This window comes from Bacteroides parvus (assembly GCF_017309675.2).
GTDB lineage: Bacteria > Bacteroidota > Bacteroidia > Bacteroidales > Bacteroidaceae > Bacteroides > Bacteroides uniformis.
The window spans coordinates 2,232,432-2,256,766 of sequence record NZ_CP084680.1 but is presented as its reverse complement, the minus strand read 5'-3'; the positions used below and the strand labels follow the sequence as shown (position 1 = coordinate 2,256,766).

The following is a 24,335-nucleotide window of genomic DNA, read 5'->3' as shown; positions in this document are numbered from 1 at the left end:
GGTTTCATAGCAAAAAAAAGAAATAAATGCTAACTTTGCGCTCACTAAAAAGAATTTAATAACACTTTTAAATAAAATAGAGTATTATGACAATTGATCAATTTAACTTTGCCGGAAAAAAGGCATTCGTTCGTGTGGACTTCAACGTACCCTTGGACGAAAACTTCAACATTACAGATGATACCCGTATGCGTGCCGCTCTTCCTACACTGAAGAAGATTTTGGCCGATGGCGGCAGTGTAATTATCGGTTCTCACCTCGGTCGTCCGAAAGGCCCGGCTGACAAGTTCTCTTTGAAGCACATTCTGAAGCATCTCGAAGAGTTGTTGGGTGTTGAGGTGCAATTTGCTAACGACTGCATGGGCGAAGAAGCTGCCGTAAAGGCTGCCGCTCTGCAACCGGGTGAAGTGTTGTTGCTCGAGAACCTCCGTTTCTACGCTGAAGAGGAAGGCAAACCCCGCGGTTTGGCTGAAGATGCTACAGACGAAGAAAAGAAGGCTGCCAAAGCTGCTGTTAAGGAAAGCCAGAAAGAATTCACCAAGAAATTGGCTTCTTATGCAGATTGCTATGTAAACGACGCTTTCGGTACCGCTCACCGTGCACACGCTTCTACTGCATTGATCGCTAAATATTTCGACAAGGACAACAAGATGTTCGGTTACCTGATGGAAAAAGAAGTAAAGGCTGTTGATAAAGTTTTGAACGATATCCAACGTCCGTTTACCGCCATCATGGGTGGTTCCAAGGTTTCTTCTAAGATTGAGATCATTGAAAACCTGCTGAACAAGGTAGACAACCTGATTATTGCCGGCGGTATGACTTATACTTTCACTAAAGCTATGGGCGGCAAAATCGGTATTTCTATCTGCGAAGATGACAAACTGGATTTGGCTCTTGACCTGATGAAGAAAGCAAAAGAAAAAGGCGTAAACCTTGTTTTAGCTGTTGATGCCAAGATTGCAGATTCTTTCTCCAACGATGCCAACACCAAGTTCTGCCCGGTTGACGAAATTCCTGACGGTTGGGAAGGTCTTGATATCGGTCCTGAGACTGAAAAGATCTTTGCAGATGTCATCAAGAACTCCAAGACTATCCTTTGGAACGGTCCGACGGGTGTATTCGAATTCGAGAACTTCACTCACGGTTCACGTGCTGTAGGCGAAGCTATCGTAGAAGCTACCAAGAACGGTGCTTTCTCACTCGTAGGTGGCGGTGACTCTGTAGCTTGTGTCAACAAGTTCGGCTTGGCAAGCGGCGTGTCTTACGTATCTACCGGTGGTGGTGCATTGCTTGAGGCAATCGAAGGAAAGATTCTTCCGGGTATCGCTGCTATCAACGAATAAAAACAAGTAAAATAACATCCAAAGGCAGCTCTTTGAAAAAAGGGTTGCCTTTTTTATACTATCCTTATCCCTAATAATGAGACGAATTCTACTATCCTGCATCCTTTTATCAGCCACATGCATCCTGAAAGCACAAAATGCTTGTCTGAATGATGTAGTCAACACTTTAAAAGACCGCATTTCCCTCTCCGGCTATGCCCAAGTGGGATATACATACGATGATGCGGGCGAAGGTACCAGCAATACTTTTGATATAAAGAGAGTTATCTTTATGGCACGCGGTAAAATCACCGATAAATGGTCGGCTTACTTCATGTACAGCTTTGCCAATACCGGGAAAATCTTGGAAGCCTACACGGAATACCGTTTTCTCCCTCAACTCACAGCACGTATCGGACAGTTCAAAACCATGTATACCATTGAGAACCCAATGTCTCCCTGCTTTGTCGAATTAATAAACTGTTATTCTCAAGCTGTCAATTACCTGGCCGGTATCAATGGCAGTGATCCCTTGTATGGCTCTGCAAGCGGTCGTGATATGGGATTACTAATTTATGGAGACTTGTTTAACTCTTTGATGACTTATAACCTTGCCATCATGAACGGACAAGGCATCAACCTAAAAGACAAAAACAATCAAAAAGACATTGTAGGCAGCCTTATGGTACATCCATTGAAATGGTTGTCCGTCGGCGGTTCTTTTGTTAAAGGAAAAGGATGCGCCGTAGCCGTTTCTTCCATTAATCCGGATATAGCCATAGGAGAGAATTACGCCCGAAACCGCTGGTCGGCAGGTGCTACCATCAAAACAAAATCCGTAGATGTACGTACAGAATACTTGGCTGGAAAAGACGGACACGTTAAAAGTGATGGTTACTATGCAACCGTATCTGCCCATGTGCTTCCCAAATTTGACGTAATAGCCTCTTATGACTATTTCAACAAAAATAAAACTATTTCCGATAAACAGACCAATTATGTAGCAGGTGTACAGTATTGGTTCTATCCCAAATGCCGTCTGCAAGCCCAATACACATACTGTAACCGCCATAAAGGAGAGAATTCAAACCTGCTTCAAGCCCAGTTGCAAGTTCGTTTCTAAAAATGAAAAATGAGAAATTCCGAACTTTTTGGCATTCTTTTTGTAGTTTTGTAGAATACATACCTCAAAAGATACTGATTTATGAACGAACAAGCCATACAAGAGCAATATCAGCATATTGTCGCTCTACTCAAGCAGCAACGGCTGAAGGAAGCGCAATCCCAACTGGAAGCCTTTCTTTGGAACAGCGGTGACTGGCCACTCCGTAACCGTTTGGAACAAGCACAAACATCCTATCAGTATATGCTGCAATACATGCGCCAAGGAATCGACGATCCTGAACGTCAGAAACTATATCGTCAAATTCTGACCGAAACTTGGGAAGTCGCTGACCAGGCACGTCTGTCTCTCCTTGACGGAGTTTCCACGCACTATTACCATTCCCTGCGCAATAACCGGGAACGCCTCCCCAAAGAATACAATATTGCCGCACTACAGAAGGTATTGGAATCTTTCCCTGATGACTTGGCCGTTTGTCAGCTGATGCCGGACAACCAAGGTCTGGACGCCCTACTTCAACGGCACGAACAAACCGCCCAGGTCCTTTTTCTTTCCACATGGAGCAACAGCGACTGGTCTACAGAAGACGAACAGCAAGCTAAAGGATTACTGGAATCAGAAATGCTTCCCGTCAATGATTTGTGCCTGTTCACCAGTGCCGTCATGCTCAGTCTGATGGAGTGCTTTGATACCCGTAAATTCTCATGGTTGCTGGACGCCGTAACGCATGCAAATACGCAAGTAAACCAACGGGCTTTGGTAGGTATCGCTTTCGCACTTCTTTTTCATCCCACCCGTCTGTCGCTTTATCCCGAATTGACAGCCCGCCTTTCCCTGCTCAATGAAGACAGCAGTTTCGGCAAGCAACTGAACCGTATTTATATCGAGCTGCTCCGTAGCCAGGAAACGGAAAAGATAGACAAGAAGATGCGTGAAGAAATCATTCCGGAAATGATGAGGAATGTGAACATCATGCGCAACATGAAATTCGGTTTTGAAGAGAACCCTGAGGAAAACGATCTTAATCCAGATTGGGAGAAAGCTTTTGAAAGTTCCGGACTGGGAGACAAGATACGAGAGATGAACGAATTACAGCTGGAAGGCGCTGACGTCTATATGAGTACGTTTGCACAACTCAAGACTTATCCGTTCTTTAAGGAACCGTACAACTGGTTCTATCCGTTCGACATGCATCACTCCAGCATCATCAAGGAATTCGGATTCAAGCCTACCGGAGACAATGCCATCCTCTCCCTTATCCTCCAATCCGGTTTCTTCTGCAATAGTGACAAATATTCCCTTTGCTTTACAATGGCACATATACCACAGTCACAGCGTACGATGATGCTCAGCCAGATGACTTCTCAGGATCTGGATGCACTCATGGACGAAAGCAAATCCTCCGCTTTGCGGCAGTATGCCGAACGACCGGATGTCATCAGCAACCAGTATGTCCACGACTTATACCGTTTCTTCAAATTAAGCCAGCGCAGACACGAGTTCCGTGACATCTTCAAGGAAGAGATTGCCCTGCACCGTATCCCGGCACTCAAAGAGATTCTGTGCAAACCCGAGCTGCTGATTACCATCGCCGACTTCCACTTCCGCAAAGAACACCCGGCAGAAGCATTGGAGCTTTATAAGGAATTGATAGCCTTGAACCATGCAAATGCAGACATTTTCCAAAAGGCTGGCTATTGCCTGCAAAAGGAAAAGAGGTATAAGGAAGCGATAGACGCCTACCTGAAAGCCGATGTACTAAAGCCCGACCATGTCTGGACAATCCGCCATCTCGCTACGTGCTACCGGCAGATAAGGGACTTTGCCTCTGCACTGGAATACTATAAGAAAGTGGAGGCAATCCAGCCGGAAAGCCATAATGTCCTTTTCTACGCCGGAAGCTGCCTTGCCGAACTGGAAAGATATGAAGAGGCTCTGCAATATTTCTTCAAGCTTGATTTCATCGAAAGCAATTGTATCAAAGCATGGCGTGCTATAGGCTGGTGTTCGTTTGTCAACGGCAAGTATGAGCAAGCAATGAAGTATTACGAAAAGATACTCACCTCCAAACCACTCGCGGCAGACTATCTCAATGCCGGACATGTTGCTTGGAGAACGGGCAAAATAGAAAAAGCTGCAGAACTTTACAGTAAAGCAGCTTTGGAATATGGCGGGCAGGAGATTTTTAGAGAAATGTTCGGTAAAGACAAAGAAACACTTGTCAGACAAGGAATCAGTGAAAAAGATATCCCTCTAATGATGGATCTGGTTTAGATCTCCAACAACTCCCTGTACAGTCTCTGTACGGGGAGCCCCATTATATTATAGTAACTCCCGGATATGTTTTCCACCCCAATGAATCCAATCCACTCTTGTACACCATAAGCTCCGGCTTTATCCATGGGTTGGTATTTGTCCACATAATAGGCAATTTCCTCTTCGCTAAGTTTAGCAAAACGCACTTCTGTTGCCGCTGCAAAACTGCGTTGCCACTCAGTAGTAGTGATGCACACACCGGTAAACACTTCATGGGTACGTCCGGACATGTCGCGCAACATCTGCATGGCTTCTTCCCTATTCTTGGGCTTTCCGAGAACTTGTCCATCCAGCCAGACAATGGTATCTGCCGTAATCATCAATTCGTCCGGATGCATCATATCACGGTAGGCATCCGCCTTTTCCCTGGATATGTAGAGAGGAATATCCGCTCCCCGCAATGTCTCGGGATAAGATTCATCCACATCGGGCAAAGTTCTTACTTCATATTCCACTCCCAAACCAGCCAGCAATTCTTTCCTTCGCGGAGAATTGGAGGCGAGAATCACCTTATATTTTTTCAGATTATCTAACATCATGTCATTTACGATTTGACGATTTACAATTTAACGATTGAAACAACTACCAACCGAAAGCTTTTTCATCTGCCATCCAAAGCCCTTGCACTTTCAATACCTGTTCCACAATGTCGCGACCACAGCCATAACCGCCTTCTGCATACGAAATATAGCGAGCCACAGCCTTTACCTCAGGCACAGCATCCTTAGGACAACACGGCAAACCACACTCACGCATCACCTCCAAGTCGGGAATATCATCACCTACATACAATATTTCCTCGTCCTTCAAGCCATGACGGTCACGGAAGTCATGGTAATCATGGATTTTAACAGAAGAACCCATATAGATATTTCCATCCTCAAAACCTAAAGAAGTAAAACGCTTGCGGACCGCTTCTGTACGTCCACCCGTAATTATACCCAGCAACACCCCTTGCTTAGCAGCTAAATGCAGGGAATAACCATCCTTTATGTTGACCGTACGCAGAGGTTCACCCTCTGAACTCATAGGGATAACATTGGCACTCAGCACACCGTCCACATCAAAAACAAGGGCTTTTATCTTTTTCAAATCATAGTTTATGGTACTCATTGCACTTTTTTCTTGTTCATTATAATATACCTATATACAGCAAAACATTCGTTCAAAAGAGGCAAGCATCGGCGTCCGGTTATCTTATTGCCAACCGATGTATATTCTCGCTAATCTCCCGATATAGTTCCAGCATTTGCGGCTCATCGGCAAGCATCCGCAGATGCTCGTCAATGACATTCTCATCATAGCGCACAGCCGGTCCTGTCTGTGCGGCAAGCGGTTCCAGCTCATGCACCTTACGGGCCGTCTCGTCTATCAAGGGGAGCATTGCCTCGAACGGCAACCCGTACTTTTTCAGCAGTTCAGCAGCCAACACATACATGTGATTGGTAAAATTGCACGTAAACACAGCCGCCAGATGCAAACTTTTGCGCTGCTCAGAACTTGCTTCATACACTTTTTCCGATAGGGCTGAGGCAATATCCTTCAGAAGCCGCACATCCTCTTCCGAGTTGCCTTCCACAAAAAACGGTATCTGTCCAAAATCCACTTCACGCTGCTTACTGAAAGTCTGCATCGGATAAAGCACTCCATGACGCGCAACATGCCCCTGCCAAATATTCATAGGAATACTGCCGGCTGTATGCACCCATAAAGCATTCTCCTTTCCAGAAACAATCTGGGGTAATAATTCCACAAAAGCCGCGTCCTTCAGCGAAACGATATAAAGCTGCGCCTCCTTCGTAACCGCCTGCAGATCCGTGGTATATACCGCCTCCACCGTCTGTGCCAATTCCTGCGCTGATTCTTTTGTACGACTGTAGACCTGCACAATACGAAACCCTTTCCAATAAAGAGCCTTTGCCAGATTAGTAGCCAGATTTCCGGCACCGATAAAGGCAATAGACGTATCTTCTATACTTCTTCCCGCCATACACTTATCTTGTTGCCAACCAATACAGAATAGCCCCTAATACCAGCAATGCCAGTGGCAACAGATAAGCCGACATCGTACCGAGCAAAGCCGTTATCAATCCGAAGTTCAATATCAGCCATAAGCCTATCAATACCAATCCCACCGACTTGTCATGCTTGAACAGCAAAAAAATCACTGCGGTATACAGCAGAAAATTATCCTTATTCATCACCCACGGCAAGCCGATTGCAGAGAAATGCACCAATTTGTCTACCAAATAAAGAATACCGAATACAATCAGTGTGATGGCAGTGGCCTTATACGTATCACGGTTATTGTTTGCTTTTGCTGCACTCACTGTTACTTTCCTCCGTATTTATTGATATGTATCTTTTCCCACTGCAGATTGTCTTCATTGAAAGGCTTACGCTCCATCCCCTTATGACCGATAGCAATAACACTGAGCACCTGCAGCTGCAAAGGAATATCCAGCACCTCGTGCACATACTCGCCTGAAGGCATACCGGAAGCCGTAAAACGTTCTCGCACCTGCACCCAGCAGCTTCCCAGTCCCATATCTTCGGCCTGAAGTTGCAGGTAAATGGAGGCAATGGAGGCATCCTCTATCCACACATCGCTTGCCAACGGGTCGGCAACAACCACTACTGCCAATGCCGCATCGGCAATAAACTGCGATGCCTGCTCCTTGCAATAGGACAATTCCTTCAATTTATCCTTCTCGTCTACCACTATAAACTGCCATGCATTGCTACGCTTCGACGTGGGTGCCATCAAAGCAGCTTTCATCAAAGTAACGACTTGTTCTTGTGTCAATTCTTCTTCTGTAAACTTCCGCATGCTGCGGCGGGCTTTTATCAATTCACTGAAACTTTCCATAACATATTCGTGTTTAGCGAAGGCAAATTTAGATAAAATATCCGGGAATGGCGAATAAAAGCCCTTACAATCTTCTCCCCGCTTCCTTTTGTATCAGACAAGCAGATAGGCGGTATCCGGAGCAACCGAAAATTCCTCTAAATAGATTATCCAGTCGGTCACATCCTCTACCGTAAACCACGCTTCATCACCCTCGTGCATGTGGCTGACGTCGTAAGGTTCTTGTATAAGCTGTCCCTTGAAGCGTTCTCCATCAAACTCCAACAGCTTAAACCAAATATGTTCGCGGTCGTCAGCCTGCTCGGCACTGTCTGTCTTCAAGCCAATTTTAAGCAAGATAGAGCTTTCGTCCTTCTTTGCCATGTATTTCACAAGACCGAAACGCTCGCGAGCCAACGCACTCATGCGATTGGTCTCACGGGTACTAATAAAGAATAGTGGATTCTCACCCCACATGCTATCGTATTCGGACACCTTCCGCAGTCTGCCCTTTTTCTCGTCGTCCTCACTCGTATAGATGAACACGGGTGCCGTGCGGCCGTTGTGTCCTTCCTCACGGTCGTCCGCACTGCCAAGAGCGAGGCTTCGGTACTCATCCAGCGCCTTTGTCCACGAAACGTAGGTGGCCACTATCGGCAAACGGTCATTCAACATTCCGATATATACGCCAGCACCTGGTTCGGGAGTCCTATCGTCTTTATCGAGCAGATGACTGGCAAGGGTGGAAATCAAGTAATAATGGTTGTTGTAATTCTCCTTGTCTGATTTCAGAATCTCAAGTTCATACAAACCGCAACGGTTCAATCCGTGCGTATGCAACCACACCTCGCCTCCTTCATCAGTCACAGCATGTACCGTAAACAAAACACTCGTTCCGGGAACTACCGCCGAGTCGGCAGCTAGAGTGGCCCACCGAGCACAAACCAGTTTCTCGGCACTTTCGTCCACAATGGCAAGCAGGTCGGGCACCATAGCTACAGCAATCTTCAGTTGCAGATGGTAGGACTTCTGCCCGTCAACGCCGAACTTCATGAACACCGTAAGTGCCCTATCGGCTCTGCCAATAGCATATAGTTCTTCGTCAGTGAAATAATAATCCCGACGATTAAACATATCAGGCATTGAAAAATCACCTTCATAGAAGCCTATTTCATACACTTCGCCATCATATCCTACTTCCATATATCCCGGTTCGTCTTCATCAGGCAAACGTTTTTTCAACAATTCCACTCCAGAGATAGCAGCCACGCGCTCAAAAAGCCGTACCGACAAATCCATTCCACCCTCCTTAGGCACTGCCATCATATAAGAGGACTCTTCCCAGTAGCACAGCGGCTGTTCTTCGAGAACCGTTTTCTTTTTCTTAAAAATCATATCCATTCTTTTTATGTAAGACTTCAGCTATAGTGACAAATTTAATAAAAAAGCCTACCCATGCCAACCGAAATTTCAGTTTTTTTGTTAAGTTTGCAAGCAATGCCCCTCAAACTCACTACATATTACCGTGGGAGCAAGGTTCCTGACCTACCGGGGACCAACACCTTCCATTCCACGGAGTTGTTCCGAATCTACGAGGAAACTCCGGGGTATACCCCCATACTCATTGTGGCATCTGAAGATGACAAGCCCGTTGCGAAACTGCTTGCCGCCATACGTAAAAGTATCCGCATGTTTCCCCCCGGCATCATCAAAAGATGTGAGGTGTACGGTATGGGAGAATATTTCGACAACGAGGCAGACAAAGAGGCTATCTTCAGTGACATGTTGCAAAGGCTTACCAATGAAGCATTGCGCGATTCTTTTCTCATCGAGTTCCGCAACCTGGAAAATGCCATGTTCGGATACAAATCTTTCCGGGCCAACCAATACATCGCCATCAATTGGCTACGGGTGCGCAACTCACTGCACAGCGTCGAAAAGGTGGAAGAGCGTTTCAGCCCGTCACGTATCCGGCAAATAAAGAAAGGCCTCAAAAACGGTGCCCAAGTGCGGGAAGCACGTACCAAAGAGGAGATTCTCTGTTTTGCCCAGATGTTGCGCCACGTATATTCTTCCAAGATACGGCGCCACTTCCCCAGCATCAAGTTCTTTCAGCATCTCGAAAACCAATTGACAAAAGGGCAACAAAGCAAAATCTTCATCGTCACTTATAAAGAGAAGATTATCGGTGGCAGTGCATGCATTTATTCAGATGATAGCGCCTACCTGTGGTTCTCCGGTGGCATGCGCAAGACTTATGCCCTGCAATATCCGGGTATTCTTGCTGTATGGAAAGCACTGGATGATGCCAAACAACGCGGATACCGCCACTTAGAGTTCATGGATGTGGGACTTCCCTTCCGTAAACATGGCTACCGTGAGTTCGTTCTCCGCTTTGGAGGAAAACAAAGCAGCACCCGACGCTGGTTCCGTTTCCGTTGGAACTGGCTGAATCGGGTGCTGATAAAGATGTATGAATAAAAACGGCTTTATTGGGATATTTTAAATACGACAGTGCTATATGCGCCCATTTTTACCATAATGTCATCACCGTCCTTCTTCTGCTGAATATCCCCATTTACTCCGACGGCTTTCTCTATCTTATCCGTCAGTGTAATTTCAGTGGCAGAGACACCAAAGTTATGTATTACCAACATTTTCTCTGTATCCTTCGTCATATACCAAGCAGCAATAGTCTTACCGGCAGTGGTATTATTTTCATTGTAAATGCCATGTTTTGACATCTTTCCTTCAGCCAATGAAGGATAAGTATTACGTAGTTTGGCAAACCGAATATAAACATTCAACAGAGAACTTTCATCATTCTGCTGTTCCACCACAGACTTTATGCTGGAAGCTACCCCCTTGTCTATCTTATCCGTATAGGCAGTCACCGTATTATCTCCCCACAACATCGGACCGCGCACATACTCGTCACCATTGTCCTTCATTCCATAGAGTCCCAGTTCTTCACCATAATAGATATAAGGTTCGCCCGGACCGGTCAGTAAGACAGCTGCCGCCAATTTCTCCTTATCAATGGATTTACCCAGTTTGGAAGCAGTACGATCTTCATCATGGTTCGAAAGTTTGGTAGCTTCTATGTAATCTGTCCGGTTAGCAGCATAAAGCTGTTGATAGCTCATGATATCTTTTACAAAGTAACAACCCGTACTGTTATTAATGGCCCACTCCAAACGATACCAAAAGTCAAACTCAAACAGTGCGGGAAGCCCTTGATAATAAGGGGCTACTTCACTAGCACCCGAAAGAACTTCACCCACGATGTAAAGGTCTTCCGTCTTACCCTTCTGTTTATAATAAGCATTCAGTTCATCATAGAAAGTTCTCAAGAAAGTCGGATTTTCTGAACCTCCAGCATTATGATAGATATGTTTCACTGCATCAAGACGGAATCCATCTACTCCACGGTCTATCCATCCCTTAGCTGCTGCGACCACAGCCTTGAATGCCGGAGAACTTTTCAAATCAGACAATTTACCGTAATTAAGGTCGGCAAAGGAGGCTGTATAGAAATGAGAGTGATAATACCATAGGTTCATAGACTCAAACATAATATCTTCTGCATCCTCACCTTGCTTTAAAGCAAAAGGTTCGCCATATTTCAGACGAGTACTGGTAGAGGCAGCACCATATTTATGGTTGCCCCAATCTGTATTGCTGGTACGAATCAAGAATCCCCAAGGTGAAGAGAAGTCCACTGTCAATTCATAAATACCATTTCCCTTATCATAAAATTTCTTACAAACAGCAGGGTCACCATAATAAAGATACTTGGCACCAGTAGTTGTCTGGTCTGTATTATCCGTATCCGCCTTTTCTGCAACGCTCACCGTCACCGTAGGTTTTGAAGCATTCGACCAATCGAGTACAAATTTATAACATCCGCTTACGACATCTGTTGAAGCTGTCGTAGAATACCATTCTCCCGAATTATATCCGTTTCCCCCTTCACTGGAAATCATATCAATTTTTCCCGCCTTGATGTCAGCTTCCGGGTCTTGAGAGAATATGTAGTAATTGCGATATTCACTGTCAGTAGAAGATTTTGCAGCCAAAAACCACGGATGCTCCACACTCGTATGGTTCAAGACATAATCCAGATAAATTTTAATGCCCCGATTATGAGCCTCGGCAACCAATCGGTCAAAATCACTTTCCGTGCCGAACTTCTGATTCACCCTCGTATAATCTGTCACATCATAGCCATGATACGAAGGAGATGGATGAATAGGAGAAAGCCAAATAGCCTTCACACCCAAAGCATCTATATAATCCAGTTTAGAAATTAAGCCATTAATATCGCCATAACCGTCACCATCGCCATCGGAAAAGGAGTAGACCAGTAACTGATAAGAGATGTCCGCACGTTTCTCCCCATCCCAATCTGTAGGAGTTGCAGTTATCACAGTCCATTCTGACGGCGTTGGCTCCGGCTCCGGTTCCGGCGTTGGTGTAGTACCATTATCATCACTGCAAGCTACCAAGCAGAATGATAACACACAAAATAAAAAAAAAGAAAGAAGCTTTATTGTCTTCATATCATTAGATTTTCAAATTATTATGATTCAAAGATAAGGAAGATAAAATAGCTGATAGACAGACTATAATGAAAAAGTGGAGTTAAAGGACGAAAACGTTTGCATAGTTCCCAAACACATCTATTGAACATCTGTATACCGTCTTCTGATATCCACGAAATCTTTTATCATCTCCCAATATTGTTCCCTGGTTTGGGGACGAGGATGCCAATCCGGATCCGGATTATTGCTGACAGCCTCATTCCAATTAGTATCATCCATAAACTTATAGTCTATACTACAAGAGGACAATCCACTAATCGGCTTAAGGAATATATATCCGTCAAATAAGTCTGCCAACGTAAAATCATTATATCCCATTGAGTAATAGCTATCATCATCCAACTTACCTAAAGGTGTACCTTTTAAATCAAACCCTATAGGTTTATTGTCCATCCTCCCCATTATGGCCTCCAATCTACCTAAAGCAGGAGAAAGTAATGCCGGCTGACGGTTTAAACGGTTCGGGAAAGGTTGATGCAAAGCTATTGCAACTACTTTCGATCCATATTTAGAGTACAACAAATTTCCAAGAAAATTCTGTTCGTAACGTACATAACCCGGAGACGTATAATCATAGTAGGGAAAATGATAAAAAGTAAAAGCATGGGGAGTTCCGGTCAATACTAATATCTTCTGTCCTGACGCCAGAACTTCCCGTTCCAGCAATCCACACCGAAAGTCTTCTGTATTTCCCAATGGAAATACCTCATGCATATTTTCCGGAGTTCTAACTCCGGAGAATTTCTGCCAGTTATAATGATAACTGATATTCAATATCCGGAATTTCCTTGCATCTTTGGGCAGTGAACGGTTCCATTTCCATGCAGCCCTATAAATTTCCATATATTCAGTAATCGCCCATCGGGTATTATAATTGAACATCAGTTCGCGAGCCACTTGCTCATCATACTTCGGAGCATTGATTAGAGAATCCAACCGTCGCTGATCTTCGTATGCCCCAAACTCCATACCCAGTACAATATTATTCTCGTATAACTTAGGTATCAAATTACAAACAAAGTCCAGATTTTCTTTCACCCCATGGTCTTCTGCTAATAACACAATATCTGCCTTCCGGAATTTGGCTACCAGATAGTCATCAGGCGACATCGCCTCATCATGCAAATAGGCGAGGGCAACCTCCTGAATTTTATCCTGCGCACTCAATGGCAACAAAAGAAACAACAGGCAAAACAAAATACAATTAAAAACTTTACGAATCATACTTATAAATCAAAAACAATACATTCCTTTCATCATCATCTCTCAGTTCCTATCAAAAATTTCACCGGATATTCCAAACGCTTCATCCAATCCGTTTCTATATGCGCAGCTCCCGGAAAGACCTTGGATATCCACATAGGCTTGGTCCATCCTTTTTCTTTCATCAGCTTATCCAATTTGTCTTGATAAGGAGGATAAAAAGCATCCAATGTCGCGTCTCCCCTATCCATATAAATCAGTCTGCTATTAGCTTTCGGCAAATGATCGGCAAGATAACTTTCAAAAGCAGAAAACCACAAATCAGTCTGCTCCTTAGTAGGCTGTGTACTACTGATAATCATGGTGAGATGGGTAGACAAGCAAGCTGCTCCACCAAAAATCTCAGGATATTCACATATTGCATACAGAGAAATCAACCCACCCATACTGGAACCCATTACAAACGTATGCTCTACTCCCTTATTAGTTGAATACTCCTTATCAATAAAGGGTTTGACTTCCTCTACTAAAAAACGGAGATAATTGTCCGCATTAAAGTGAATGTTTTCAGGTATGTTTCCATTAGGCAGATATTTCAAAGCTTTTTGTGGGAAATAATCTTCATACCTGCTTTGAGCGATATTAGCAATACCAACCACAATACATGGCCTTATCTTTTTCTCTTCCAACAGTTCTCCCAAAACCTCATCCACTCCCCATTCTACTTTATTCCAAGTGGAAGCAGCATCAAAAAGCATTTGTCCGTCATGCATATAAATGACATCGTATCTGTTTTCTGGAGAATAATCTGAAGGAAGCCAAACAAAAACATCACGAGGAGCTACAATGGCCGATTTGAACAGAGGATACTCCACGAGTTTTCCAGATGAAACAGTTTGTTGTGCAACACTCCATTGACACAATAAAAAACTGAATAAAACAAATAAAGTTCTTATTTTCATGACCTACGATATATAATCTATTTTTTTATATCTCTATATAAGTAACCAATATAATCACGATAGAATTTTTCAACATCTTTCCAAAAATAAAATGGAGCTATTTCACTCTTTATTGGAATGGTTGTTTCTTTTTCATTCAACATAAACTTGACAATTATTTTATCCGTACCTCTTTTTCGATAAAAAATAATTTGTACATTAGCAGCCATAGGAACAATTTTATAATCACTCCATACTCTATAGAAGTTTTCAGAATTGGTTTCTTCTCCATAACACCCTTCCAAATGAAGAAGACCGGTCAATGGCATAACATTTCCATCATGTCCAAATCTCAATGTAGCAGCCATTTCATCATTTTGTATGGCTTCATTTGCAGAATCCAATATATTTTCAAGTAAAGGAATAAAAGTTCTTTGTACAATCTCCTTTCCCCAAGGACAAGTTCCATTACAAACATAATGCTTATAATTATTTACCTGCCAGATATCAAACAACTCTTCTTTTTCAAAAATATCATAAAAGGACAAGTCTAATTCCGTATTCTGAATATCTGATGCAATCCAATATAATCCCATCATCAACTGCTCCTGATTGACATGCTGTTGCACATAATTTTGGTTTGAAAACAAAAGTCTCATCAATCTTTCCGGATGAATATGCTCTCTACAAAACTCATGATAATCTTTCCTCCAATCAGACTCATCCGAAGTAAACTCACGAGCATTCTCATTCCAATAATTCAAATAGCGCATATAGCGTTCACCTGAACCATAAGTAAATTGTAACTCAGGATTCAACCCCTTAAGGGTCTCACAAAAAGTAGCCATACTCAATGCGCAACGAATTACAACAGTGGAGCAAGCACTTATTTTCCGTTTACCTTTAAATACATCCGGAAAATTATAAAACATACGTTCAGAAATACTACGATGCTGTCGATATCCCAAAGGAGTAAGCTGCCCTCCCAACCCCTCTGCATCTCTCCAAACCACTTCAAGCCTACTACGAACACTCTTCCCTTTATCTGTCAGAAAACCTACAGCATCTGCTTTATCCAATATTTCCATTACTGTTTGGTATTCAGAATCAGAAATAAGATAGCGAGATCCATGCCGCCCATAATGAGAAATATAAAAAGGGGTATATCCTTCAGGAGGAAGAGTATATTGTTCACTTATTTCAGGATAGGCATAATATACACTGGCGCTTTTATTGGGATCAGCACTTATTTCTTCAAAGGCTGTCTGGGCTTTACTTGTTACAACCGACAATATCAATCCACAGACAAGGACAAATCTCATTTTCATGCAAATTCATTTTAATAAAATACACCCATAAACACAGAATCGGCTGTCTAATCACTCCATTACGACGTTCATCTTGCTCTATCTTGAATAATAACATATTCGACAAAATGACATTCCTAATTGTAGTGTTCAGACAGCCGATTCAATTCATATCTCTCAGTATAAATTCTTTATTTTACAACCGTAATTGTATTAGGATTAGTTGACATATCTACTGTTATAGTATAGTTACCATCTTCAGCCACCTTCATGTTATTTCCATCTTGATTGACTGGTATTTTAGTACCAGGAGTAAGGGCCACCTCACAACCACGGTTCATATCCCAGGCAGCATTAAAACGAATTTTAAACTCATCGGTAGTTGTAAGAGTCACATCCGACAACGTCCATACATTCTTTTCTGCATCATATACAAAGACTGCATCATCTTTCCAATCATTGAAAGAACCAATCAAGCCAACCTTATCAATGCGCTGCATTTCAAAAGTACCGGTAGTCATATCCACTTGGATATAATAATAGCCCGCCGGAGTATTAATATTACCAGAGCCACCATATACTCCCTTCCCATAACCAGCCTCATTCAATTCGATCGTACCAGCAAAGTCTTGTCCCCAATCTGTAACCGGAGAGAACTTCCACTCATTGCTTGTCATATTGACGCCACCTTCAAATTTACCTTCACCATTACCCCCTAAATATAACGTAAAGGGTACATTCCAGTTTTGAGCTCCAGGAAGATACAGTTTTTCCGGGAATGAGGTACTTAATATTTTCGCTGTATAAGGATGGCTATTCACGTCAAGTACAACCTTATATTCACCGGTTTCCTTTTCAAATACCATATTATCGCCGCCATCACGGAAGTCACCATTCTTATCAATGGCAAATCCCCAATTGTCATTCGCACGGAACTTATATTCTCCATCTTGAGTCAATGTTGTAACAACAGAATAAGTATTTGCGGTTGCATCATATTCCATCGGCAGTTCAGCATTCCATCCATTAGGTGTGGCAGCACCTATCATTCCCATAGAATTAATTTTAACAATCTGAAGAGTACCAAATTTGATATCCGCACTGATACGATATAAACCAGCAGGGATTGTTATAACTCCACTACCAATAGTACCTGATGTTACAACATTTCCCTTATCATCAGTAGTAGTCTCAACATCATCACTACCATATTCTGTTTGTGTATCTTGGTCAATAAACTTAAACGAGACACCACTTTCCAAATTAACAAAACAGTCAAACAGTCCCTTAGTTACTGTACTATGAGGGAGCTTCTTATCTGTTCCACTTATTAACAGATATGCTGGATAAGTAGCCTTATAAGTAGTAATACTAATGCTCAAGGGAGCTGAAGGAATACCTTCCGGATAAGTTTCGGAATAAGCTTTTACTATAAATTCCACATCAGCGGCTTGTGCTTCAGGCGCACCTGAAGCTACCACCAATTCATTCCATTCATCCACCGTTTTAGAACAAGCTGTTTCGGTTAACCCTGTTGCAACTTCAGTCAATTCACCGCCATTATAGGTGATATAAACATTATAAGTGATTGCCTCGCCATACTCTAAACGCGCAGCTTCCCACGTCAGTAACTGCAATTCTTCCGCAGGAGCTGTGATGTCAAGAATTACATCAGCCGCATTTGCTGTAAGCACCGCAGAAACAGCATCACCATACGAGTAAACAGTCATCAATTGTGCTGCTGATTTATATCCACCATTCTCATCTGTAGCCTCTACATAGAAAGACAAATCAAAAGATGCATTTTCCGGAATGCCTTGAACACCTCCTAACAATGTCTTGAATTCATTCTTTGTCAAGGTCAAAGACAATCCTTTAGTAGAAGAACCTACTTGTACTGGAGTTGCATCACCATACTGCGCATAAAGTGTGTAGCTGGTTTCGCCTTTCATAAAACGAGCAGCCGACCATGCCCATGTAATAGATTCTGACATTGTGTTCTTGGTCATCAGAATAGTACCATTATTCACAAGTTCAGGAGCTGCCGGTTCCTTGGAAAAAGTATCCTCAATATCTTCCTGACATCCCGTAGCAGCTATCATAATGATAGCTGCCATGAACATATATTTTAAATATTTTATCATATCTCTTTATTTTTGAAGATTAAAACTTTATTATTGCTTCACAAGTTCCAGTACATAAGGAGTACGGTTACCGTGGAACACAACTATATAAGTACCAGTTTCCGGTACACTGATATTATCTTTTCCTGCTTCTAGTTCATATCCACCGGCAACAGCAGTACTCATTGTGCCAGTTGCCCCCCAATTTGTGGTCCAAGCACCATCAACACGCACTTTTATGGATTTACCAGCTTCCAATGCAATAGGCTCAGTCTTCCAACTGCTACTTAAATAGTCATAAGTAAAGATTGCATCAGGATTACCCTCACCCCAATTATTGAAATCACCTGTCAGACCTAATTTATTGCCAATAGCTTTCTTATCAATCGTCATCACAGTCTTATTTACAGTTATCTCAAAAATATTACCTTCAGAAAGTGGTAACGACAAGTTAGCATCAGCCTGTTCCGGACAATTCCAAGAAGGTTTCAAATCATTATATCCCCAATTGTCTCCACTCCAAGCCTGCTGCGCTACAACCTTAAAGAAAGAGCGTGTGGCATCATCTCCTGCCGCAGTCTTCGAGAAGTCTGCCATACAGACATAAGTATTGGAACCACCAGTTGTTTCCCAGAAAATCGGAGCGTTGTTAATATCCCAACTTCCACTAAACTCACCACATAAATAGAGGGAAGTCAATGGTGCAGAATAAGTCGTTACACTAAAATTATTGGAAACAGCAGAAGCAATAGGCTCATAATTATCTGTTCCGTACATTTTAGCTGTTACATAAGCAGACACAGTGGCTGTTTCATTAGCAGCAACCCCCAAACTATTTATAACAACTCCATTTAAGTCTCCCTTAGATATTGCATAGGAAGTTGTAGAAGAAGTTCCCAATAAAGCAGAGTTCTCACCGGAAGTCAAGTATACAGAATAAAGAATCTGGACCGGAAGCCCGAAATCCGCTGCTGTCCAAGTAAAAATCACATTCTCATTCGCTGAATTATCAGCATTTACAATTACATCACTGCACTGCCCGATCACAGGAGCAACAAAGCTCTCAGGAGTACTGATTTGAGGTGTATCCACATCCGTTTCACACGAAGTGAATAGAGCTGTCGCAACTGCTGCAAACAGCATTATATTTTTAAATAGTCTCATATTGCTAAAGTTTTATCATTACAGTTTCTTATTGATGTATTAATAACCAGGATTCTGAACCAAATTAGGATTCTCGGTCAAATCGGTACTCAAAATCGGATAAATTGTACGATATGATGGTAAAGCAGTTCTTCCGTCAGGTACACCACCCTTATAAGGCCAAGGGAATGACATGGAAGTAAAATACCCATAACGGATCAAGTCTGTACGACGATGTCCTTCCAACATCAGTTCGCGAGCGCGCTCTTTCAAGATAAAATCCAAATCAATGGACGAAGGCATAGAAACTCCCGCACGATCACGTAAAGCCTTAACATATCCCAATGCTTTAGAATCTGTTGTTATTCCGCCATCCAGACGAGCTTGTGCCTCTGCATAAATCAGATACATTTCAGCCAGACGAATCATCGGGAAATCAATGGAAGAGAACTTCTCATAGCTATCACTTGAGTAAATGTTTCCTTGAGAGTCACGACTTGAAAATTTCCAGCATCTCCATCCTGTTTCTGCTTTTGACTTATCAAATGCCTCTACACAACCTACGTTAGAGAAGAATGCACGTTTATCACTGGCAGCTCTATCATATCCTATACCAGAACCACCCCACTCAACGCCAGATAATTCAAAATATTCAACAAATTCATTCGGGACATGATACCCGTTCCATCTTTCACGAGCGATATGGCTTCCTTCCGGATATCCCAGTTCTTTTGCAATAGCTTCACTATTGGCATCATCCAAACTACCGGAAACCAAATGTGTTGTCCCCCCCCAACTCTGAGTTCTATCACGATCGTAACCAATTGCAAAAATCATCTCTTTTTGAGCATTAGCGTTTTCACTGTTATCCTGCATAAAGAGTTCTTCATAATTATTACATAGTTGGTATCCCATACCAATAGTAGCCTCAGCCGCCGAACGAGCATCTGCCCAACGAGCTGTGCCTGTATATACTTCAGCATTTAGATACATACGCGCCAACAAAGCCTGGGCTGTACCTTTCGTTACACGTGGATAACCAACAGTACCAACAGCCGGCATATCACTACCGGAAACCAAATCCAATAATTCACTTTCAATCCATTGGAACAAGGCTGTGCGTCCTATCTGCGAAGGCAGTTCTCCACCAATATTTTCTTCAAGGGCAAAAGGAGGATTACCATACAAGTCCATCAGCATATAATAGGCATACGCACGCAAAAAACGCGCTTCTGCACGAAGACCGGCAACTCCTTCTACAGAAGAACCTTTACTTTGAAGCAAGAATTCATTGGCACGGGTCACAGTCACCATGCAGCGTGTATACACCGCTATCGTAGCAGCATTAGGAGTAGAAGTCCATGAGTTATTCTGTGTATCAGTAATATAACTATCCCCCCATGTACACTTCAGAACATCACAAGACATCTCATTTAATACAACATACTGGCGTATCAATTCGCTCTGACCGGCATCTTCTACCGCTATGTCAGAACTACCCGGATCATTCTGGCTAACCAAAGAGTAAGAACCATAGATATATGCTAATCCTTTTTCAAAATCCTCCAATGTTTGATAAGCCTGCCCAGCAGTCTTATCCGTTTCATTTAACGGCAATGTATCCAAATCTCCGATACAAGCATTCAACGTCAACATAGACGCTACAATTGCCAAGCTATATATAATCTTTTTCATAATCATGTACATTCTCTAGTTTAGAAATTAATATTCAGACGCACGGTGTAGAGACGAGGACGTGGAATCAAATTGTTATCTACACCATCTGCTGCTGTAAGCTCAGGATCAAGCCCACTATATTTAGTGATGGTAAATACATTTTGTACAGAAGCTCCTACACGGATTTTTCCATTCCAATGAGCAAACTTATCAAAAGTATAACCTACATTAATATCATCCAGACGGAAGAAAGAAGCATTCTCCAGGAACATATCTGAAACTTGCTGGTACTCAGTCAAGGCTTCAGTCCATCCAGTCTTCAAGCAATAAGTAGACAAGTTATTGATATATCCTTTACTATGGTCGTCCGAGTATGAAGTCGAATTATTCTTAGCAACCTTATTCAGCGCATACCCCCCTAAAGATCCGTGAGCATTAAAACCAAAGTCCCATTTTTTATAAGTGAACTGAGAACCGATACCGAAGAAGAATTTCGGCAAAATACTCTTACCAGTCACATAACGGTCATCTTCTGTAATCTGTCCATCACCGTTACGGTCCACTAACGTATTTTCAATGGCTTTTCCATTTTCATCATAAGCCTGCTGGAACAGATAATAAGTATAAGGAGTATACCCCACACGATACAGAGAAGTATAACCACCAATACTACTCATACCTGCACCAACCTGAACCCCCAGATAGTCATCATCGCCTGTATTCGTCAGTTTTGTAATCTCTGTCTTCTGCCAAGTTCCGTTCACATTAATAGTCCAGCGCATATCCTTCTTTTCAATAGGAATGAAGTTCAAGTTAAACTCTAATCCCATATTCTTCATATCACCAACATTGGAAATAACTTTATTAGAGAAGTTAGAGCCCATCGGAGTATTGATATCATTCAGCAAATCATATGTTTTACGCAAATAAGCATCAATATTACCATTAATACGGCCACCAAAAATTCCAAAGTCTAAACCAACATTATAAGTTTCAGTAGTCTCCCACTTAATATTGGGATTATATGCATTTGGTGCCAATGTGTAAATGTATCCATTGCCCCAAGGTATTTGAGTAGTCAGAGCGGAAGATTCGGTATATTTTGCTTGATAAGCATAGCAACGGTCCATACCTATATCTTGCTGCCCAGTTTTACCCCACCCCAAACGAAGTTTCATACTTGAGAAGAAATTATTGTCTTTTAGGAAACCTTCTTCTGCCACATTCCATGCAAAAGCCGCAGAAGGGAAAAGTCCCCAACGATTATCTTTGGAAAAGCGTGAAGACGCATCATCGCGCAATGAGAAAGTGAACAAATATTTGGAATTAATAGAATAATTAATACGCCCAAAGAAGGAAAGCAAGTAATACTCCCGTCTATCAGTCGGCTTTTGCAGATAAACTTTAGAACGGTCATTATTATAATACTCAGTTTGATTATACTTCACATAATTATGCTGCCAAGAATAACCTGCCATTACATCCAAGTGGTGAATACCAAACTCCTTATTATAATTACCGTAAAATTCCAAAAGTGTATTGGAGTTCTGATTGGCATACTCTTTATAATAGTCGGCTGCACCAGCTCTTTTGGAAAGAATTGAGCCTAATTCATTGTAAGTGGTACCAGTTGTACGTGAAAAGTCATATCCCAGATTCAAGTTCAAACGAAGATCCTCAAAACCATGAATTTTATAATCCAACTGCATATTTCCCATAGAACGCCATGTATCATTCACATTGTAAGGATCATATATCTGCGACAAAGGATTAATACTTGCCATTGTATTAGCAGAACCATCAGATGCATACCAATTGAAATAGCTGCCATCTTCCATTTTAGGAGCAACAGTCGGGGTAAAACTAATAGCGTCACCAATAGCTCCTGAATTAGGATAATTGGCACGATTATATATGCCTTTTGCATTAAGATTTACAGACAAATGATCCTGGAAGAACTTCGGAGTCAAGCTTATGGACATGTTGGCACGTTGGTTATCACCAACTTTCAATGTGGCTTCATCATAAGTATATCCCAAGCTTACACGGTATGGAAGTTTCTCCTTCACACTACCATAAAGGCTGACATTCTGATCGGTAGAAAAAGCTGTACGATAAATCAAGTCCTGCCAATCTGTATTAGCGGTTCCCATCATGGATTGTATATTAGCCAAACGGTCAGTGCCTGCATAAACTTCATTTACATAATTACGGTACTGGTCTCCAGTCATCACATCCAATGTAGAAGTGTTTTGTTTCAAACTATAACTCGAATTATAGCTGATCTTCATTTTATCGCCACTACCTTTTTTAGTAGTAATAATAATTACACCATTGGAAGCACGTGAACCATAAATTGCCGTAGCTGATGCATCTTTCAAGACGGTGTAAGATTCAATATCATTGGGATTTACCGATGCCAATGGATTCGCCATACCTGCACCACCTTCCGGAGTAATAGGAACACCATCAATAACAATCAGCGGGTCATTGCTAGCATACAAAGAAGCTGCACCACGAATGCGGATTGTAGCACCTCCCGTAGGGTCACCAGACGCGGGAGTCACTAACAACCCCGGAACCTTACCTTGCAACATTTGGTCAGGAGAAGTAATCGCACCACGATTAATTTCTTCTGCTTTAATGGCAGTTACAGAACCTGTTAAGTCATTCTTTTTAACAGAACCATAACCAATAACTACAACTTCACTTAATAATTCTGCATCATCCTGCAGTGTTACCATAATAGTAGGAGAGTCAACCACCACATCCTGAGTTTTATAACCAATAAAAGATACAGTCAATGTAGTGCCTTTAGGAACAGTCAACGTAAAATTACCATCTAAATCAGTAATTGTACCATTCGTAGTATCACCTTTTTCTACGACATTTGCACCAATCACTTCCAATCCCGTGGCATCTTTCACATGCCCTTTCACGGTAATGTTCTGTGCATAAGCGCCAATTGATAAGAACAACCCCAACATTAGGGTAAGAATCGTTTGACAGATTCTAAGATTAACTTGCTTCATGCATTTAATAAATTAAAGTTAACAATATTAATTACCTATATATATTATTCGAAAAATAATTTTCGTACTTTTGTTTTCTAACGTCTTTCAAGTACCTAAAGCATGACGCAACAAAAATATGCTTTATTAATTTAGTAAAGTATAAAGAAAGAGCAAAATGTGAGAAACGAACAGTGCAAACGATTGCATGCGGTTGCACAAGATAGGGAAATCACTTGATATATCATAATACAGCGTTTCTTTCCACTACACATGTAGCATTCTTGCACATAACATATATGATTATTCTACTGAACTACAGATATTTTCACCGCCTAACGACCGTTAGGCGATTTGTTGATGGCCGTTGGCAGATCGCTTTACGGCCGTCAACAAATCGCTTTACGACCGTTAAGCACTACACAACATCAAGACAAAACAAAAGAAACACAAAGCTTTTACTGAAGAAATGCCAGGCATGTATAAACCAAGCAACATACTTTCAGGATATGAATAACGTGTCTGCACAATATTAATATGCCATTAACACGATATTAACAAAATGGCCGACATGATATTAACTTATTACATTACAACAAGTTAACATCATGTCGGCCCTAAAAACAGAGGTGGAAGCAAAATTTGCTTCCACCTTTTTCTGTTGCTTCCACCGCACCTCAAACACCGATGAACAAAGGGTTACAGAGCAGGTGTGGT

At 42.1% G+C, this 24,335-nt stretch carries 18 protein-coding genes; 4 read left to right on the top strand and 14 right to left on the bottom strand.

Annotation, left to right across the window (positions count from 1 at the left end):
• Positions 1-83: 83 nt before the first annotated feature.
• The 3 genes from JXR92_RS08945 to JXR92_RS08935 all read left to right on the top strand — a co-directional run bounded on the left by JXR92_RS08945 (position 84) and on the right by JXR92_RS08935 (position 4,719).
• Entirely contained in the window at positions 84-1,343 is a 1,260-nt protein-coding gene (locus JXR92_RS08945; RefSeq protein WP_117601185.1) for a phosphoglycerate kinase, read from the top strand.
• 76 nt (positions 1,344-1,419) lie between these two features.
• Positions 1,420-2,445: a porin gene (locus tag JXR92_RS08940; protein WP_022401664.1), complete on the top strand. Its 1,026-nt coding sequence runs from the start codon at positions 1,420-1,422 to the stop codon at positions 2,443-2,445.
• Between the two features lie 81 nt (positions 2,446-2,526).
• Entirely contained in the window at positions 2,527-4,719 is a 2,193-nt protein-coding gene (locus JXR92_RS08935; RefSeq protein WP_138344754.1) for a tetratricopeptide repeat protein, read from the top strand.
• Here the strand turns inward: JXR92_RS08935 and JXR92_RS08930 are convergent.
• The 6 genes from JXR92_RS08930 to JXR92_RS08905 form a co-directional block, all read right to left on the bottom strand.
• Positions 4,716-5,297, bottom strand: coding sequence for a Maf-like protein (locus JXR92_RS08930; protein WP_005835770.1), 582 nt, complete (start codon positions 5,295-5,297; stop codon positions 4,716-4,718). The two genes, JXR92_RS08935 and JXR92_RS08930, sit on opposite strands and share 4 nt — an antisense overlap.
• Before the next feature lie 46 nt (positions 5,298-5,343).
• Entirely contained in the window at positions 5,344-5,874 is a 531-nt protein-coding gene (locus JXR92_RS08925; RefSeq protein WP_005826358.1) for a KdsC family phosphatase, read from the bottom strand.
• A gap of 79 nt (positions 5,875-5,953) precedes the next feature.
• Complete coding sequence (locus JXR92_RS08920) at positions 5,954-6,751, bottom strand: Rossmann-like and DUF2520 domain-containing protein (RefSeq protein ID WP_119961615.1); 798 nt, start codon at positions 6,749-6,751, stop codon at positions 5,954-5,956.
• A 4-nt stretch (positions 6,752-6,755) separates the two neighbouring features.
• On the bottom strand, positions 6,756-7,091 hold the full coding sequence (locus JXR92_RS08915) for a hypothetical protein (RefSeq protein WP_022401668.1): 336 nt from the start codon (positions 7,089-7,091) through the stop codon (positions 6,756-6,758).
• A gap of 2 nt (positions 7,092-7,093) precedes the next feature.
• Positions 7,094-7,630 (bottom strand): nitroreductase family protein, encoded by a 537-nt coding sequence (locus JXR92_RS08910; RefSeq protein ID WP_005826354.1) that lies wholly within the window; start codon positions 7,628-7,630, stop codon positions 7,094-7,096.
• A gap of 93 nt (positions 7,631-7,723) precedes the next feature.
• A complete protein-coding gene (locus JXR92_RS08905; RefSeq protein WP_165853592.1) occupies positions 7,724-9,004 on the bottom strand; it encodes a DUF4026 domain-containing protein in 1,281 nt (426 codons plus the stop codon).
• A 102-nt stretch (positions 9,005-9,106) separates the two neighbouring features.
• Here JXR92_RS08905 and JXR92_RS08900 point away from each other — a divergent pair, with 102 nt between their 5' ends.
• Positions 9,107-10,090, top strand: a complete 984-nt coding sequence (locus tag JXR92_RS08900; protein ID WP_117966283.1) for a GNAT family N-acetyltransferase — start codon at positions 9,107-9,109, stop codon at positions 10,088-10,090.
• Positions 10,091-10,098: 8 nt separating this feature from the next.
• On the opposite strand, the gene JXR92_RS08895 is transcribed toward JXR92_RS08900, so the two are convergent.
• The 8 genes from JXR92_RS08895 to JXR92_RS08860 form a co-directional block, all read right to left on the bottom strand.
• Complete coding sequence (locus JXR92_RS08895; RefSeq protein WP_117601180.1) at positions 10,099-12,171, bottom strand: alpha-amylase family glycosyl hydrolase; 2,073 nt, start codon at positions 12,169-12,171, stop codon at positions 10,099-10,101.
• Positions 12,172-12,291: 120 nt separating this feature from the next.
• The gene (locus JXR92_RS08890) at positions 12,292-13,437 is read right to left on the bottom strand and encodes a ChaN family lipoprotein (RefSeq protein WP_165853593.1); all 1,146 of its coding nucleotides are present in this window, start codon (positions 13,435-13,437) and stop codon (positions 12,292-12,294) included.
• 35 nt (positions 13,438-13,472) lie between these two features.
• Positions 13,473-14,378 carry an alpha/beta hydrolase gene (locus JXR92_RS08885; protein ID WP_117601179.1) on the bottom strand — a complete coding sequence of 302 codons (906 nt, stop codon included), beginning with the start codon at positions 14,376-14,378 and terminating at the stop codon, positions 13,473-13,475.
• A gap of 17 nt (positions 14,379-14,395) precedes the next feature.
• Positions 14,396-15,685: a histidine-type phosphatase gene (locus JXR92_RS08880; RefSeq protein ID WP_138344752.1), complete on the bottom strand. Its 1,290-nt coding sequence runs from the start codon at positions 15,683-15,685 to the stop codon at positions 14,396-14,398.
• 170 nt (positions 15,686-15,855) lie between these two features.
• Positions 15,856-17,808 carry a SusF/SusE family carbohydrate-binding protein gene (locus tag JXR92_RS08875; RefSeq protein ID WP_206897496.1) on the bottom strand — a complete coding sequence of 651 codons (1,953 nt, stop codon included), beginning with the start codon at positions 17,806-17,808 and terminating at the stop codon, positions 15,856-15,858.
• A gap of 30 nt (positions 17,809-17,838) precedes the next feature.
• Positions 17,839-18,951 carry a SusE domain-containing protein gene (locus JXR92_RS08870; RefSeq protein WP_117601176.1) on the bottom strand — a complete coding sequence of 371 codons (1,113 nt, stop codon included), beginning with the start codon at positions 18,949-18,951 and terminating at the stop codon, positions 17,839-17,841.
• Between the two features lie 39 nt (positions 18,952-18,990).
• The gene (locus JXR92_RS08865; RefSeq protein ID WP_171030408.1) at positions 18,991-20,625 is read right to left on the bottom strand and encodes a RagB/SusD family nutrient uptake outer membrane protein; all 1,635 of its coding nucleotides are present in this window, start codon (positions 20,623-20,625) and stop codon (positions 18,991-18,993) included.
• A gap of 20 nt (positions 20,626-20,645) precedes the next feature.
• Positions 20,646-23,639 carry a SusC/RagA family TonB-linked outer membrane protein gene (locus JXR92_RS08860; protein WP_206897495.1) on the bottom strand — a complete coding sequence of 998 codons (2,994 nt, stop codon included), beginning with the start codon at positions 23,637-23,639 and terminating at the stop codon, positions 20,646-20,648.
• Positions 23,640-24,335 lie beyond the last annotated feature (696 nt).

Excerpts from the sequence above, each read along its gene's own strand:
- JXR92_RS08865 (WP_171030408.1), bottom strand. The coding sequence starts at position 20,625 with ATGAAAAAGATTATATATAGCTTGGCAATTGTAGCGTCTATGTTGACG.
- JXR92_RS08875 (WP_206897496.1), bottom strand. The coding sequence starts at position 17,808 with ATGATAAAATATTTAAAATATATGTTCATGGCAGCTATCATTATGATA.
- JXR92_RS08900 (WP_117966283.1), top strand. The coding sequence starts at position 9,107 with ATGCCCCTCAAACTCACTACATATTACCGTGGGAGCAAGGTTCCTGAC.
- JXR92_RS08910 (WP_005826354.1), bottom strand. The coding sequence starts at position 7,630 with ATGGAAAGTTTCAGTGAATTGATAAAAGCCCGCCGCAGCATGCGGAAG.
- JXR92_RS08860 (WP_206897495.1), bottom strand. The coding sequence starts at position 23,639 with ATGAAGCAAGTTAATCTTAGAATCTGTCAAACGATTCTTACCCTAATG.
- JXR92_RS08940 (WP_022401664.1), top strand. The coding sequence starts at position 1,420 with ATGAGACGAATTCTACTATCCTGCATCCTTTTATCAGCCACATGCATC.
- JXR92_RS08895 (WP_117601180.1), bottom strand. The coding sequence starts at position 12,171 with ATGAAGACAATAAAGCTTCTTTCTTTTTTTTTATTTTGTGTGTTATCA.
- JXR92_RS08905 (WP_165853592.1), bottom strand. The coding sequence starts at position 9,004 with ATGATTTTTAAGAAAAAGAAAACGGTTCTCGAAGAACAGCCGCTGTGC.
- JXR92_RS08930 (WP_005835770.1), bottom strand. The coding sequence starts at position 5,297 with ATGTTAGATAATCTGAAAAAATATAAGGTGATTCTCGCCTCCAATTCT.
- JXR92_RS08885 (WP_117601179.1), bottom strand. The coding sequence starts at position 14,378 with ATGAAAATAAGAACTTTATTTGTTTTATTCAGTTTTTTATTGTGTCAA.
- JXR92_RS08870 (WP_117601176.1), bottom strand. The coding sequence starts at position 18,951 with ATGAGACTATTTAAAAATATAATGCTGTTTGCAGCAGTTGCGACAGCT.
- JXR92_RS08935 (WP_138344754.1), top strand. The coding sequence starts at position 2,527 with ATGAACGAACAAGCCATACAAGAGCAATATCAGCATATTGTCGCTCTA.
- JXR92_RS08920 (WP_119961615.1), bottom strand. The coding sequence starts at position 6,751 with ATGGCGGGAAGAAGTATAGAAGATACGTCTATTGCCTTTATCGGTGCC.
- JXR92_RS08925 (WP_005826358.1), bottom strand. The coding sequence starts at position 5,874 with ATGAGTACCATAAACTATGATTTGAAAAAGATAAAAGCCCTTGTTTTT.
- JXR92_RS08890 (WP_165853593.1), bottom strand. The coding sequence starts at position 13,437 with ATGATTCGTAAAGTTTTTAATTGTATTTTGTTTTGCCTGTTGTTTCTT.
- JXR92_RS08880 (WP_138344752.1), bottom strand. The coding sequence starts at position 15,685 with ATGAAAATGAGATTTGTCCTTGTCTGTGGATTGATATTGTCGGTTGTA.